Source organism: Pseudomonas sp. ef1 (assembly GCF_007293365.2).
GTDB classification, from domain to species: Bacteria; Pseudomonadota; Gammaproteobacteria; order Pseudomonadales; family Pseudomonadaceae; genus Aquipseudomonas; species Aquipseudomonas siliginis.
On record NZ_CM129815.1, the window covers coordinates 1,158,391 to 1,171,919 of the forward strand.

Genomic DNA, 13,529 nt, shown 5'->3' on the forward strand with positions numbered 1-13,529 from the left:
TAGGGCCCTCGATAAAGATAAAAACAGCCGTTGCATTATCACTAAGCACACAGATAAAACCAGTCGCCCTTTCAGATAAGAAGTCGCTGAATGTTTCTTCACCTATAATTCCAACCTTTTTGTAGGGACATGGACGACCGAATGTCTGCGACTTACCGCGATGCCTTGCGTGCAGCGCTGCTCTACCTCGTACTGGCCGCCCTGTGGCTGCAAGTTTCTGATCATTTATTAAGCAGATTCTTCGATGACTCCCGTGAGCTGACCCATTGGCAACTGATCAACGGTTATCTGCTGGCGACGATCAGCGCCGCGCTGATTTTCCTCGCACGGGCGCGGCTGTGCGGGTTTCTCGGCATCGGCGCGCATTTGCGCGAGCGCCACACCGACCGTGAGCGTCTGCGTCAGGCGGCCGCCGTGTTCGACTGCACTCGCGAAGGGGTGCTGGTTACCGACCACCGGGGCCTGATCGTCCACGTCAATCGGGCCTTTATCGAGATCACCGGTTATCGGCGCGACGAGGTCATCGGCCAGCAGCCCAGTCTGTTCAAGTCCGGCCATCATCCGCCGGGCTTCTATCAGGCGATGTTCGCTACCCTCGAGGCTGAAGGTGAATGGAGCGGCGAGATCTGGAACCGGCGCAAGACTGGCGAGATTTATCCACAGTGGCAAACCATCCGGGTGATTCACGATGATTCCGGCCGGCTCAGCCATTACGTGGCGGTGTTCTCCGACATCAGTGCGATCAAGGATTCCGAGTCCGAGCTCAAACACCTGGCGCATCACGATCCGTTGACCGATCTGCCCAATCGCCTGCTGTTCAGCGACCGCGCCGAACAGGCGTTGGCTTCCGCGCAGACGCACAAGCGTGGCTGCGCGCTGCTGATGCTCGATCTGGATCATTTCAAGATGATCAACGACAGCCTCGGGCATAACGTCGGCGATCGATTGCTAAAAGCGGTGGCGACGCGTTTGCAGGAACTGTTCGGCCACGGCATTACCTTGGCGCGGCTCGGCGGTGACGAGTTCGCGGTGCTCGCGGAAAGTTGTCCACAGCCGGCCCAGGCTGCCGCGCTGGCGCAACGGACTCTGGACGCCTTGAAGGAGCCGGTGCTGGTAGATGGCAATCAACTGTTCATCAACGCGAGCATCGGCATCAGCCTGTTTCCCAGCGATGCCCTCAGCGCCGAGCAGTTGTTACGCAACGCCGACAGCGCGCTGTTCAAGGCCAAAAGCAGCGGGCGCAATGGCTACGCGCTGTATACCGAAGAGCTCACCGCCCATGCCCAGCAACGGGTCGAAATCGCCTTCGAGCTGCGCCGCGCACTGGAGCAGGAGGAACTGCGTGTCTACTACCAACCGGTGCATGACTTGCAAAGCGGCCGTCTGGTCGGCGTCGAGGCACTGGTGCGCTGGCAGCATCCGCAGCGCGGTCTGGTGTCGCCGGCAGAATTCATTCCGATTGCCGAGCGCACCGGGCTGATCGCCGAGATCGATGCCTGGGTGATGCAGCAGGCTTGCCGACAGATGTGCCAATGGCAGCAGAGCGCCGTGGTGCTGGCGTTCGTCGCGGTGAATGTCTCCTCGCGGCTGTTTGCCCGGCGTGAGTTGTACCAGCAGGTGGCGCAGGTGCTGCACGACACCGGGCTGGATCCGGTCTATCTGGAACTGGAAGTCACCGAAAGCGCGGTGATGGACGATCCCGAAGTGGCGCTGGAACAGATGCATCGCTTGCGCGAGCTGGGTGTGCGTCTGGCCATCGATGATTTCGGCACGGGTTATTCCTCGCTGTTGCGGCTCAAGCGCCTGCCGGTGCAGAAACTCAAGATCGATCAGGGCTTCGTCGCCGGGTTGCCGTGGGATGAGGATGACGTGGCGATTGTCCGGGTGATCATTGCGTTGGCCCGCAGCATGGGCATGCAGGTCCATGCCGAGGGGATCGAGCAGGCTGAGCAGGCGGCATTTCTGTTGGCGCAGGAATGCGATCTGGGGCAGGGCTACTGGTTTGGGCGGCCGGTGTCTGCGGATCGGCTTGATTGGGCGAAAACGCCATTGATTGGCTGAAAAGGCCTATCAGGCTATCACCGACCTTGTGGTGAGGAGATTTATCCCCGATGGGTCGCGTAGCGGCCCCAAGAAATGGGACTGCTACGCAGTCCAACGGGGATAAATCCCCTCGCCACAAGTTCTTTTGACGACTTCAAATCAACGCAAACCCCTTGCCCTCTCTCATATTGTTTTCTGGTTATATAAACATTCTTAAATAGTCTTTTTAAGAATATCCATGTCTCTCTTATATTGCTCCCACGCCGAACGCAGTGCCGCCCACTGCCAGGCAAATCCCCTTCAAAGGAGCAGCACCATGAGCGCATCCCTTCGCAGCGTTGACGGTCAGGACGAAGCCACGATCTTGCGTGAAATCCAGAGTGCCCTGCGCGATCTGCGGTTCGGCGCAGTGGAGATCACTGTGCACAACGCGCAAGTCGTACAGATCGAACGCAAAGAGAAATTTCGTTTGCAGCAACCCGGTAAACAACCGGGGTGAGATCAAAAAATCGCAGCCTTCGGCAGTTCCTACAGGGGCTGCGTGCAGGAGCTGGCGAAGGCGGCGATCTTTCAACGCGATCCGATTCCAGCAATACATAAGAAAAAGCCATCACCAAGAATTCCAGGAGCTTTCACCATGTCGTCGATTCGCCGTTACGCTCTGGCCGCGCTGGTCAGTGCCGTGTTTGCCGGTTCCGCCGTTGCCAAGGATTACGAGCTGCTCAACGTGTCGTATGACCCGACGCGCGAGCTGTATCAGGAATACAACGCCGAATTCATCAAGTTCTGGCAGCAGGATCATGCCGACGACACTGTAAAAATCCAGCAGTCGCATGGCGGCTCGGGCAAGCAGGGCCGTGCGGTGATCGACGGTCTGCGTGCTGACGTGGTGACCCTGGCCCTGGCCGGTGACATCGACGAAATCGCCAAGCTCGGCAAGAGCCTGCCCGCCGACTGGCAGAAGCGTCTGCCGGAAGCGAGCACGCCGTACACCTCGACCATCGTGTTCCTGGTGCGCAAGGGCAACCCGAAAGGCATCAAGGACTGGGGCGATCTGGTCAAGAACGATGTCTCGGTGATCACGCCAAACCCGAAAACCTCGGGCGGTGCGCGCTGGAACTTCCTCGCCGCGTGGGCCTATGGCTTGAAAGCCAACGGCGGTGATGAAGCCAAGGCCAAGGAATACGTGCAAACCCTGTTCAAGCACGTGCCGATCCTCGACACCGGCGCCCGCGGTTCGACCATCACCTTCGTCAACAACGGTCAGGGCGACGTGTTGCTGGCCTGGGAAAACGAAGCGTTCCTGGCGTTGAAAGAAGACGGCGGCGCGGACAAGTTCGATATCGTCGTGCCGTCGCTGTCGATCCTCGCCGAACCGCCAGTGGCGGTGGTCGACAAGAATGCCGAGAAGAAGGGCAACGCGCAGATCGCCGAGGCCTATCTCAAGCACCTGTACAGCCCGGCCGGCCAGGAAATCGCCGCGAAAAACTTCTATCGTCCACGTGACAAGGACGTAGCGGCCAAGTACGCCCAGCAGTTCCCGAAACTGGAACTGGTGACCATCGACAAGGACTTCGGCGGCTGGAAATCCGCGCAGCCGAAATTCTTCAACGACGGCGGCGTGTTCGACCAGATTTATCAGGCGCAGTAATCTCGCCTTCAACCGGCCTGATGTCTGGGCACATGACATGTGGGACTGAGCTTTTGTGGTGAGGGGATAAGTCCCCTCACCACAGGGCTCACTCCCACATTGATGCGTTTTCAACCAGGGACTTTTATGTCGCGTCGTATCTCCCCCGTCATACCCGGCTTCGGGCTGACGCTGGGTTACACCTTGGTGTACCTCAGCCTGATTGTGCTTATCCCGCTGGCGGCGATGTTCGTCCACGCCGCCCAGCTGACCTGGGATCAGTTCTGGACGATCATCTCCGCACCGCGGGTGCTGGCGGCGTTGAAGCTGAGCTTCGGTACCGCGCTGTGTGCGGCGATCATCAACGGCATCATCGGCACGTTGCTGGCCTGGGTGCTGGTGCGCTACACCTTCCCCGGGCGCAAGGTGATCGATGCGATGATCGATCTGCCGTTCGCCCTGCCGACAGCCGTGGCCGGTATCGCGCTGACCGCGCTGTACGCGCCGGCCGGGCTGGTCGGGCAGTTCGCCGCCGACCTCGGTTTCAAGATTGCCTACACCCCGCTGGGCATCACCCTGGCGCTGACCTTCGTCACGCTGCCGTTCGTGGTGCGCACGGTGCAACCGGTGCTGGCCGATATTCCCCGTGAAGTCGAAGAAGCGGCGGCGTGCCTGGGTGCGAAGCCATGGCAGGTATTTCGCCACATTCTGGTTCCGGCACTGCTGCCCGCCTGGCTGACCGGTTTTGCGCTGGCGTTCGCGCGTGGCGTCGGCGAGTACGGTTCGGTGATTTTCATCGCCGGCAACATGCCGATGAAAACCGAGATCCTGCCGCTGCTGATCATGGTCAAACTCGACCAATACGATTACACCGGCGCTACCGCCATCGGCGTATTGATGCTGGTGGTTTCCTTCATCCTGTTGCTGCTGATCAACTTGCTGCAGCGACGCATCGAAACCCCATAAGGAGGCGCGAACATGTCCCAATCATCCATTGCGGCCGCCTCTTCGGCCAACGCAGCGCGGCGTGGCAGCGCCACTTCGCGCAGAGTCCTGATCGGTCTTGGCTGGCTGATCTTTTTCCTGTTTCTGCTGCTGCCATTGTTCATCGTCGTATCGCAAGGTCTGAAAAACGGTCTCGGCGCGTTCTTCACCGCGATTTTTGAACCGGACGCGCTTTCGGCATTGAAACTCACCGTGTTCGCGGTGCTGATTTCGGTGCCGCTGAACCTGGTGTTCGGCGTCAGTGCGGCGTGGTGCGTGAGCAAATACTCGTTTCGTGGCAAGAGCATGCTGGTCACGCTGATCGACCTGCCGTTCTCGGTGTCGCCGGTGATCGCCGGTCTGGTCTACGTGCTGATGTTCGGTGCGCAGGGCCTGTTCGGGCCGTGGCTGCAGGATCACGACATCCAGATCGTCTTCGCCCTGCCGGGCATTGTGCTGGCGACGATTTTCGTCACCGTGCCGTTCGTGGCCCGTGAACTGATTCCGCTGATGCAGGAACAAGGCACCCAAGAGGAGGAAGCCGCGCGCCTGCTCGGTGCCAATGGCTGGCAGATGTTCTGGCACGTCACCGTGCCGAACATCAAGTGGGGCCTGATTTATGGCGTGGTGCTGTGTACCGCGCGGGCCATGGGCGAGTTCGGTGCGGTGTCGGTGGTTTCCGGGCACATTCGCGGGGTGACCAACACCTTGCCGCTGCACGTCGAGATCCTCTACAACGAATACAACCACGTGGCCGCGTTCGCCGTGGCGAGCCTGTTGCTGATCCTGGCGCTCTTCATCCTGCTGCTCAAGCAGTGGAGCGAAAACCGTATCAACCGCCTGCGCGCCAGCGCCGCGGAGGAATAATTCATGTCGATCGAAGTGCGTAACGTCAGCAAGAATTTCAACGCGTTCAAGGCGCTGGACAACATCAGCCTGGATATCCACAGCGGTGAGCTGGTCGCGCTGCTTGGCCCGTCGGGCTGTGGCAAAACCACCTTGCTGCGCATTATTGCCGGTCTGGAAACCCCGGATCAGGGCAACATCGTTTTTCACGGCGAGGACGTTTCCGGCCACGACGTGCGTGATCGTAACGTCGGTTTCGTGTTCCAGCATTACGCCTTGTTCCGCCACATGACAGTGTTCGACAACGTCGCGTTCGGCCTGCGGATGAAACCGAAAAACCAGCGCCCGAGCGAAAGCCAGATCGCCACCAAGGTTCACGAACTGCTGAACATGGTGCAACTGGACTGGCTGTCGGATCGCTACCCGGAACAGTTGTCCGGTGGCCAGCGTCAGCGCATCGCATTGGCCCGTGCCCTGGCGGTGGAACCTAAAGTGCTGCTGCTCGACGAACCGTTCGGCGCCCTCGACGCCAAGGTGCGCAAGGAACTGCGGCGCTGGCTGGCGCGGTTGCACGAAGACATCAACCTGACGTCGGTGTTCGTGACCCACGACCAGGAAGAAGCGATGGAAGTCGCCGACCGCATCGTGGTGATGAACAAGGGTGTGATCGAGCAGATCGGCTCACCGGGCGACGTCTACGAAAACCCGGCCAGCGATTTCGTCTATCACTTCCTCGGCGATTCGAACCGCTTGCTGTTGAGCGACGACAACCACGTGCTGTTCCGCCCGCATGAGGTGTCGTTGTCCAGGCATGAGCTGGAAGATCACCATGCCGCTGAAGTGCGCGATATCCGCCCATTGGGTGCGACGACGCGGGTGACGCTGAAGGTGGAAGGGCAGACGGATCTGATCGAAGCGGAAGTGGTGAAAGACCACGACAGCCTGATCGGTCTGGCCAAGGGTGAAACCCTGTTCTTCAAGCCGAAGGTCTGGCAGAAAGTCGCCAATATTTAAAGGCAAAAGCTTCGCGAGCAGGCTCGCTCCCACAGGGAAAACTCATTCCAAATGTGGGAGCGAGCCTGCTCGCGAATACGATCTAGACAGCAGCGCGATTCGGATTGACCCGCACCACCCCCGCCCGCAACTCGATCTCTTGTTTCAATTCCTGCCGCATCCCGAGCAAGAACGCCAGCTCGGCCACGACAAACAACGGCCCGACAATCAGCCCGCTGATGTCATCGACAAACGCCGGTTTGCGCCCCTCATAGTGATGCCCGACAAACTGGATCACCCAGCCGATCACGAACATCGCCAGGCCGCTGCTCAGCCAGACCATGGTGCTCTGCTGCGCCAGTGCATGCCCGGCCCACACCGACAGCCCCATCAGTACTGTCATCAACACGCCAAGCTTCAACTCCAGACGCAGGTAAAACCACGCCGAGGCCAGCGCCACCACAACGGCTGGAGATATCCACAGCCCGCCCAGCGCCCACTGCGGCCGTGACAGCAGGACGGCCACCGCCACCACGATCAGCGGAATGCCGATAAAGTGGCTGGCAATGTTGCGCGGGTCGCGGTGGTAGGCGGCGTATTGACTGAGGTGGTCGACGAGGCTTTTCATTGTTGTTCCTCCAGTGGGGTTGAATGCATCATCCCTCGGGATCCGCGTTCGCTCTGTCGGGCAGGCGACACTCCAGGAGTGGTTATGCAAATTCGTGCACGGTTGCTCAGCGGCCAGTGGTTCAGTCATTTGCCTGCATCTTTTCAGGATAGCCTGCTGGCGCTGGCTCGGGAGCGGCGGCTGACGGCGGGACAACGACTGTTCCAGCGTGGCGATGCGCCGTGCGGTCTGTATGCAGTGCTCGATGGCGCCGTGCGCATCGGCGCGGTGAGCGAGCAGGGCAAGGAGGCGTTGTTGAGTCTGGTGGAGGCGCCGCACTGGTTCGGCGAAATCTGCCTGTTCGATGGCCAGCCTCGCACTCACGATGCCTATGCAGTCGGGTCGTGCACCTTGCTGAATGTTCCGCAAGCGGCGTTGCTCAAATTGCTCGACGAACAGCCGCAGTACTGGCGGCATTTGGCGCTGCTGATGAGCCACAAATTGCGCCTGGCCTTCATCAATCTCGAACAGCTGAGCCTGCTGCCAGCCCCGGCGCGTCTCGCCCATCGGCTGCTGATGATTGCCGAAGGCTACGGCGAACTCGACGCACCACGCCGGACGCTGCAACTGCCGCAGGAGCAGCTGGCGGCGATGCTGTCGCTGTCGAGGCAGACCACCAATCAGATCCTCAAGGATCTGCAGGGGCAGGGGATTATCGGGCTCGCATACGGCGAAATCGAAATTCTCGATGCGGTGAGATTGCGTGCCTTGGCCACGATCTGAAAACTGAAACCGATCCAATGTCGGAACTGGCACCTGTGGCGAGGGGATTTATCCCCGCTGGGGCGCGAAGCGGCCCTGAAAAAGGCACTGCTGCGCACTCCAGCGGGGATAAATCCCCTCACCACAAAGGCTCACTCCTACGAAGGATCTGCGTTTGGATTACGAACCGCGATAGGTCGAGAAACCGTACGGGCTCAGCAGCAGCGGGATGTGGTAGTGCTGATCGGTCTGCTTGACCTGGAAGATCACCGGAATTTCCGGGAAGAACGTCTCGTGCTTGATCTTCTGGTAGTACTCGCCGGTCTTGAACACCACGCGGTATTCACCGGCTTCGAATGGCTGTTTGGCCGGGAACAGTTCGGCGATCCGCCCTTGTTCGTTGGTGGTGCCTTGGGCCAGTGGCTGCCAGTTTTCGCCGACGTGTTTTTCCAGGGTGACGTTGATGCCCGGTGACGGCAGGCCGTTTTCCAGGTTGAGCACGTGCACGCTCAGCGGATTGCCGGCGGCCAGCGCCAGGCTGGAAACAGCGCTCAGGCTGAGCGCGGCGAGGGTCATGCGCAGGGTGGTCATGGTGGATCTCCTTAGTGGGAACGGGTGATGGTCAGGCCGGCTTTGTCGGCGGCGGCGCGGGCGCAGTTTTCGTCTTGCTCACCGCCGCCGGAACCGGCCACGCCCATGGCGCCGACCAGTTCGCTGCCGGCGAACAACGGAATGCCGCCGCCGAGCAAAAGCAATTCATCGAGGGTGTTGAGGTTGGCGGTTTCCGGGTTGCTGCGGGCGCGCTCGGCGAACAGCCGCGTCGGCGTCTTGGTCGACAGCGCGGTGTAAGCCTTGCGTTGGCTGGCGGCGGTGTTGTGCGGGCCAACGCCGTCACCACGCAGAGTCACCAGCAGGTTGCCGCCACGGTCGAGCACCGACACCGTGCCGGTGCAACTGCTCATCGCCTTGTCCGCCAGCCAGCGTGCGGTTTTCAGGTCGAGATCGGCGTGGCGCGGCAGTTCTGGCGTGGCACTTGCTGCGCCGCTGAGGCCGAGGATCAGGCTGGCGACAAGGTATTTGACGGTCATGGGCAGGCTCCGAATGGGGATGTCTGCACCTTAACCGGCGCACTTCGTCAGAACTCCGTCAGGCGGATTACAAGTTTGTAATGGGCAACGGCGCCGAACACGCCTAGCCTGTGTACCTGATCAATCGAGGTGTGCCATGCGTTTGCTGGTCGTAGAAGATGAAGCCAAAACCGCCAATTTCCTCGCCAAGGGCCTGGGCGAGTCGGGTTTCGCCGTGGACGTGGCGCTCAATGGCCTCGACGGCCGCTATTTTATCGAGCAACAGGAATACGACCTGATCATCCTCGACGTGATGCTGCCTGGCCTCAACGGCTGGCAATTGCTCCAGCTGATCCGCCAGCGCGGCGCCACACCGGTGCTGTTTCTCACCGCCAAGGACGCTATCGAAGACCGCGTGCGTGGTCTTGAGCTGGGCGCCGACGATTACCTGCTCAAACCCTTCGCCTTCGCCGAGTTGCTCGCGCGCGTGCGCACGCTACTGCGACGCGGGCCGATGCGCGAAGCCGAGTCGTACAGCATCGCCGACCTGGAAATCGACGTGCTGCGCCGCCGGGTCAGTCGCGGCGGCCAGCGCATTGCCCTGACCAACAAGGAATTCGCCCTCTTGCAGCTGCTCGCCAGCCGCCAGGGCGAAGTGCTTTCGCGCACGCTGATCGCCTCGCAAGTGTGGAACCTGAATTTCGACAGCGACACCAACATGGTCGAAGTCGCCGTCCGGCGTCTGCGAGGCCAAGGTTGATGATCCGTACATGCCGAAACTTATCCACACCGTGCGCGGCGTCGGTTATCAACTGGAAGCGCCAGACGATGTGGAGTAAGTCGATCGCCTGGCGATTGGCACTGGCCTTCGCCATGGTCTGCGCGCTGGTGCTGAGCGCAATCGGCGTGTTTCTCTACCGCTCGCTGGCCTCGGAATTGGCCTTTCGTGACGACATGGCCTTGCTCGGTCGCCTCGAGCAAGTGCGCGCCTTGCTCGCCGACAGCGACAGCCTCGACGCCTTGCAGGCACGGCCACGGCTGTATCAGAACATGCTCGGCAATCTCGACAGTCTGTTGCTGGTGCGCCGGGCCGACGGTTCCAGCGTGATCGCGATCAACCCGCGTCAGCGTGAACTGCCCGCGCTCAATGCATTACCGCGAGAGCAAATGCCGCAGCGCCGTGACGTGCTCACCTGGCAGGCCAGCGACGGCGCCGAATTGGCCTTGCTGTCCGGCCAGGCCCAAGGCCCCAACGGTGAAACCCTCACGGTGATCGCCGGCAAAGTGCTCAGCGAGCGCGAGCAGATGCTCGGCAGTTATCGCCTGCGTCTGTACCTGTCTGTCGGCCTCGGCGCGTTGCTCGCTTTCGCTCTGGGCCTGTTGCTGCTGCGGCGCGGCTTGCAGCCATTGCATCAGTTGAGCGAAGCCGTACGCAGCATCGATCTGCGCAGCCTCGATCGACGCCTGCCTACCGAGGGCACGCCGAGCGAACTGCGCGAGCCGGTGCACGCGCTCAACACCATGCTGGCGCGGCTGGACGACAGCGTGCAGCGCCTGTCGCAATTCTCCGCCGACCTCGCGCACGAAATCCGCACCCCTCTGCACACCTTGCTCGCCAGCAACGGCCAGGCCCTGAACCATCCGCGCAGCACGGCCGAATATCAGGAAGTGCTGGCCTCGAACATGGAAGAGTTCGAACGGCTCAAGCGCATGGCCGAGAACCTGATGTTCCTCGCCCGCGCCGAACAGGCCGAACGTGCGCTCAATCTGCACACACTGGACTTGCGCAACGTCGGCGACGAACTCTGCGATTACTTCGAAGCCCTGGCCGATGACCGCGACCTCCAACTGCAAAACCGCATGCACGGCGAATTGCTCGCCGACCAGCAACTGCTGCAACGCGCCCTCGGCAATCTGCTGGCCAATGCCGTACGCCACGCCGACCCCGGCACCCTGATCAGCCTGCAACGCCGCGATGAACCGGGTATGTGCTGGCTGCAAGTGCACAACCACGGCCCGGTCATCGCGCCTGAGCATCTGGGCAAACTGTTCGACCGTTTCTACCGCGTCGATCCTTCACGTGCGGAACCGGGAGATTCGGGTGGGCTGGGTTTGGCGATCGTGCAGTCGATCATGCAGTTGCATGGTGGGCAGGTGCGGGTGAGGAGTGACGCCGAAGGCACTGTTTTTGAGCTGGGGTTTGTGGTGGTCTGACGGCCTCTTCGCGAGCAGGCTCGCTCCCACAAGGAAACGCATTCCAACTGTGGGAGCGAGCCTGCTCGCGAAGGCGCTGGATCACACAATGGTGATTTCGGATCAGCGCAACCCATCGCGAAACTGCCCCGGCGTCATCCCGGTCCAGCGCTTGAACGCGCGGCTGAAGCTGCTGGTGTCAGCGAATCCCAGCAGATAGCTGACTTCACTCAAGGAACACTGCGGGTCACGCAGGTGCAGCAGCGCGAGATTTTCGCGGCTTTCGTTGAGCAGGGTGTCGAAGCGACAGCCCTCATCCGCCAGATGCCGTTGCAGGCTGCGCAGGCTCAGGTGCAAGGCTTGGGCGATGCGTTCGGCGCTCGGTTCGCCTTCGGGCAGTTGTTCTTCAATGGCATCGCGCACCTTGCGCTCCCAGGTCAGCGGTTTGAGCTGGGCGAGGGTGCGTTTGAGTACGGCTTCGTTGTGCTCGGCCAGTTCCGGGTTGGCGTCGTCGAGGTGGCTGTCGAAGTCGCCGAGGGCGAATTCCAGGCGGTCTTCGGCGGCGGAAAAATACACCGGCGCGCGGAAGACTTTGTGCCATTGCTGGGCATCGCTCGGTTCGGGGCGGCGCAAGTACACCGCCAGCGGTGCGTAGTCACGGCCGAGGCGATTGCGGCAGGTGCGCACGTAGATCGCCGTAAATGCGTCGATGGCTTCGAAGGCCGGCGCCGGGTTGCCGGGCGGAATTTTCAGGCGAAATTGATAACGGTCATTGCTACGGCTCAGCTCCAGTTCCAGCGCATCGCTGACCACCGGGTGATAGCGCACGATGCGCTCGAACACTTCGCGCAAGCTGCCGCTGGCCACTAGCGCATAACCGAGCGCGTGGAACGTGGTCGGGCTGACGAAACGCGACACGCGCAAGCCCAGCGCCGGGTCGCCGCTGGCTTCAACGGCGAGCGCCCACAGGCGCGTGGTACCGGATAGCGGATAGCGCGCATTGGGGTCGTCCATCAGCGTAGGGTCGAGCCCGGCCTGTTGGCACAAGGCAAGGCTGTCCAGCCCGAGCGCGTCGAGTTGTTTGCGCAAGGCGCGGGTCCAGCTGGCGAGGGAGGTCGGTTCCTTCATGCGGATTGGCGCGTCCGGTCAACAGGTTGGCGTTCTTGGCTAGCGCGGATCGAACCCCGGCAAGGCACGATGCATTCATCTTAGACCCGAGGATGGAAGCATGGACGGTACTTCTGCAAGCCCTGAACGACTGAATGCGGCGCAGCGCTCGGCACATATTCGCCAAGTGGTGTTGGCCAAGGGTGCGCAATTGCGTGAGCGCTACCCGATTCTTCAGCGTCAGGATGCCCTCGGTGCGGGGATTCTGGCGTTCGCGCTGGCCGGGATGATCGGCTCGGCGGCGCTGTACGCCACTGGCCATATGGCCTGGTGGGTGTGCCTGCTGCTCAACGGGTTTTTCGCCTCGCTGACCCATGAGCTGGAACACGACCTGATCCACAGCATGTACTTCCGCAAGCAGCGCGTGCCGCACAACCTGATGATGGGCCTGGTCTGGCTGGCGCGACCGAGCACGATCAACCCGTGGATCCGTCGTCATCTGCACCTCAACCATCACAAGGTTTCCGGCACTGAAGCCGACATGGAAGAGCGCGCAATCACCAACGGCGAGCCGTGGGGTTTTGCCCGTCTGCTGATGGTTGGCGATAACGTCATGTCGGCCTTTATCCGCCTGCTCCGCGCCAGGACCTGGGCACACAAGTGGAGCATCGGCAAGCGCGTGCTCAAGGTCTACGCACCGCTGGCGCTGCTGCATTGGGGAGCGTGGTACGTGTTTCTCGGCTTTCACGGGGCCAACGGCATCGCGCATTTGCTCGGCTCGCCCATCGAGTGGTCGGCCACCACGCTCTCGGTGATGCAGGTGATCGATATCGCCGCCGTGGTGATCATCGGCCCCAACGTGCTGCGCACTTTCTGCCTGCACTTCATCAGCTCGAACATGCATTACTACGGCGACGTCGAACCGGGCAATGTGCTGCAGCAATGCCAGGTGCTGAACCCGTGGTGGCTGTGGCCGTTGCAAGCGTTCTGCTTCAACTTCGGCAGCAGTCACGGGATTCATCATTTTGTCGTGAAGGAGCCGTTTTACATTCGTCAGATGACCGTGCCGGTGGCGCACAAGGTGATGCGCGAGATGGGTGTGCGCTTTAATGATTTCGGCACGTTTGGCCGGGCGAACCGGTTTGTGCGTCCGGCTGAGATGGTCAATGAAGAGGTGAGTTCAGCCCGGGCTTGATGGGTTGTGCTCAAAGGCCCCTTCGCGAGCAGGCTCGCTCCCACAGTTGGAATCCGGTTTCCTGTGGGAGCGAGCCTGCTCGCGAATACGATCTGTCAGACC

General features: G+C 61.2%; 13 protein-coding genes and 1 pseudogene. 10 read left to right on the plus strand and 4 right to left on the minus strand.

Translation table 11 applies throughout. The annotated features are described in order from the left end of the window. Window positions 1-141 precede the first annotated feature (141 nt). The 6 genes from dibA (at window position 142) to FEE99_RS05440 (ending at window position 6,517) form a co-directional block, all read left to right on the plus strand. Entirely contained in the window at window positions 142-2,061 is a 1,920-nt protein-coding gene (gene dibA, locus FEE99_RS05415) for a phosphodiesterase DibA (RefSeq protein WP_041477432.1), read from the plus strand. 298 nt (window positions 2,062-2,359) lie between these two features. Further along, entirely contained in the window at window positions 2,360-2,542 is a 183-nt protein-coding gene (gene oscA / locus FEE99_RS05420) for a sulfur starvation response protein OscA (protein ID WP_041477433.1), read from the plus strand. 138 nt (window positions 2,543-2,680) lie between these two features. Further along, window positions 2,681-3,694, plus strand: a complete 1,014-nt coding sequence (locus FEE99_RS05425) for a sulfate ABC transporter substrate-binding protein (RefSeq protein ID WP_041477434.1) — start codon at window positions 2,681-2,683, stop codon at window positions 3,692-3,694. A 126-nt stretch (window positions 3,695-3,820) separates the two neighbouring features. Next, window positions 3,821-4,639: a sulfate ABC transporter permease subunit CysT gene (gene cysT / locus FEE99_RS05430; protein ID WP_016772245.1), complete on the plus strand. Its 819-nt coding sequence runs from the start codon at window positions 3,821-3,823 to the stop codon at window positions 4,637-4,639. Window positions 4,640-4,651: 12 nt separating this feature from the next. Beyond that, a complete protein-coding gene (gene cysW / locus FEE99_RS05435) occupies window positions 4,652-5,524 on the plus strand; it encodes a sulfate ABC transporter permease subunit CysW (RefSeq protein ID WP_041477435.1) in 873 nt (290 codons plus the stop codon). 3 nt (window positions 5,525-5,527) lie between these two features. Next, window positions 5,528-6,517 carry a sulfate/molybdate ABC transporter ATP-binding protein gene (locus FEE99_RS05440; RefSeq protein WP_024011135.1) on the plus strand — a complete coding sequence of 330 codons (990 nt, stop codon included), beginning with the start codon at window positions 5,528-5,530 and terminating at the stop codon, window positions 6,515-6,517. An 82-nt stretch (window positions 6,518-6,599) separates the two neighbouring features. Here FEE99_RS05440 and FEE99_RS05445 read toward each other — a convergent pair whose 3' ends face one another. Beyond that, a complete protein-coding gene (locus FEE99_RS05445; RefSeq protein ID WP_041477436.1) occupies window positions 6,600-7,124 on the minus strand; it encodes an Mpo1 family 2-hydroxy fatty acid dioxygenase in 525 nt (174 codons plus the stop codon). A gap of 84 nt (window positions 7,125-7,208) precedes the next feature. Between FEE99_RS05445 and FEE99_RS05450 the strand changes: the two genes are divergently transcribed. Then, window positions 7,209-7,886: a Crp/Fnr family transcriptional regulator gene (locus FEE99_RS05450; RefSeq protein ID WP_041477437.1), complete on the plus strand. Its 678-nt coding sequence runs from the start codon at window positions 7,209-7,211 to the stop codon at window positions 7,884-7,886. Between the two features lie 159 nt (window positions 7,887-8,045). Here the strand turns inward: FEE99_RS05450 and uraH are convergent, their stop codons facing one another. Together uraH and FEE99_RS05460 are read right to left on the minus strand one after the other, a co-directional pair. Continuing rightward, window positions 8,046-8,456 carry a hydroxyisourate hydrolase gene (uraH, locus tag FEE99_RS05455; RefSeq protein ID WP_041477438.1) on the minus strand — a complete coding sequence of 137 codons (411 nt, stop codon included), beginning with the start codon at window positions 8,454-8,456 and terminating at the stop codon, window positions 8,046-8,048. An 11-nt stretch (window positions 8,457-8,467) separates the two neighbouring features. Further along, window positions 8,468-8,953, minus strand: coding sequence for a GlcG/HbpS family heme-binding protein (locus tag FEE99_RS05460; protein WP_041477439.1), 486 nt, complete (start codon window positions 8,951-8,953; stop codon window positions 8,468-8,470). Between the two features lie 136 nt (window positions 8,954-9,089). On the opposite strand from FEE99_RS05460, the pseudogene FEE99_RS05465 reads away from it, so the two are divergent. After that, window positions 9,090-9,771, plus strand: a pseudogene (locus FEE99_RS05465) (heavy metal response regulator transcription factor). Further along, entirely contained in the window at window positions 9,761-11,146 is a 1,386-nt protein-coding gene (locus FEE99_RS05470; RefSeq protein WP_041477441.1) for a heavy metal sensor histidine kinase, read from the plus strand. The pseudogene FEE99_RS05465 and the gene FEE99_RS05470 overlap by 11 nt, the downstream one beginning before the upstream one ends. 102 nt (window positions 11,147-11,248) lie before the next feature. Here the strand turns inward: FEE99_RS05470 and FEE99_RS05475 are convergent, their stop codons facing one another. After that, a complete protein-coding gene (locus FEE99_RS05475) occupies window positions 11,249-12,253 on the minus strand; it encodes an AraC family transcriptional regulator (protein WP_041477442.1) in 1,005 nt (334 codons plus the stop codon). A gap of 100 nt (window positions 12,254-12,353) precedes the next feature. On the opposite strand from FEE99_RS05475, the gene FEE99_RS05480 reads away from it, so the two are divergent. Beyond that, complete coding sequence (locus FEE99_RS05480; RefSeq protein ID WP_041477443.1) at window positions 12,354-13,427, plus strand: fatty acid desaturase; 1,074 nt, start codon at window positions 12,354-12,356, stop codon at window positions 13,425-13,427. Window positions 13,428-13,529: the final 102 nt, after the last annotated feature.

Coding starts and splice junctions, on each gene's coding strand:
- oscA (WP_041477433.1), top strand. CDS start 2,360: ATGAGCGCATCCCTTCGCAGCGTTGACGGTCAGGACGAAGCCACGATC.
- uraH (WP_041477438.1), bottom strand. CDS start 8,456: ATGACCACCCTGCGCATGACCCTCGCCGCGCTCAGCCTGAGCGCTGTT.
- FEE99_RS05450 (WP_041477437.1), top strand. CDS start 7,209: ATGCAAATTCGTGCACGGTTGCTCAGCGGCCAGTGGTTCAGTCATTTG.
- FEE99_RS05470 (WP_041477441.1), top strand. CDS start 9,761: ATGTGGAGTAAGTCGATCGCCTGGCGATTGGCACTGGCCTTCGCCATG.
- FEE99_RS05440 (WP_024011135.1), top strand. CDS start 5,528: ATGTCGATCGAAGTGCGTAACGTCAGCAAGAATTTCAACGCGTTCAAG.
- FEE99_RS05445 (WP_041477436.1), bottom strand. CDS start 7,124: ATGAAAAGCCTCGTCGACCACCTCAGTCAATACGCCGCCTACCACCGC.
- cysT (WP_016772245.1), top strand. CDS start 3,821: ATGTCGCGTCGTATCTCCCCCGTCATACCCGGCTTCGGGCTGACGCTG.
- FEE99_RS05425 (WP_041477434.1), top strand. CDS start 2,681: ATGTCGTCGATTCGCCGTTACGCTCTGGCCGCGCTGGTCAGTGCCGTG.
- FEE99_RS05460 (WP_041477439.1), bottom strand. CDS start 8,953: ATGACCGTCAAATACCTTGTCGCCAGCCTGATCCTCGGCCTCAGCGGC.
- cysW (WP_041477435.1), top strand. CDS start 4,652: ATGTCCCAATCATCCATTGCGGCCGCCTCTTCGGCCAACGCAGCGCGG.
- FEE99_RS05480 (WP_041477443.1), top strand. CDS start 12,354: ATGGACGGTACTTCTGCAAGCCCTGAACGACTGAATGCGGCGCAGCGC.
- FEE99_RS05475 (WP_041477442.1), bottom strand. CDS start 12,253: ATGAAGGAACCGACCTCCCTCGCCAGCTGGACCCGCGCCTTGCGCAAA.
- dibA (WP_041477432.1), top strand. CDS start 142: ATGTCTGCGACTTACCGCGATGCCTTGCGTGCAGCGCTGCTCTACCTC.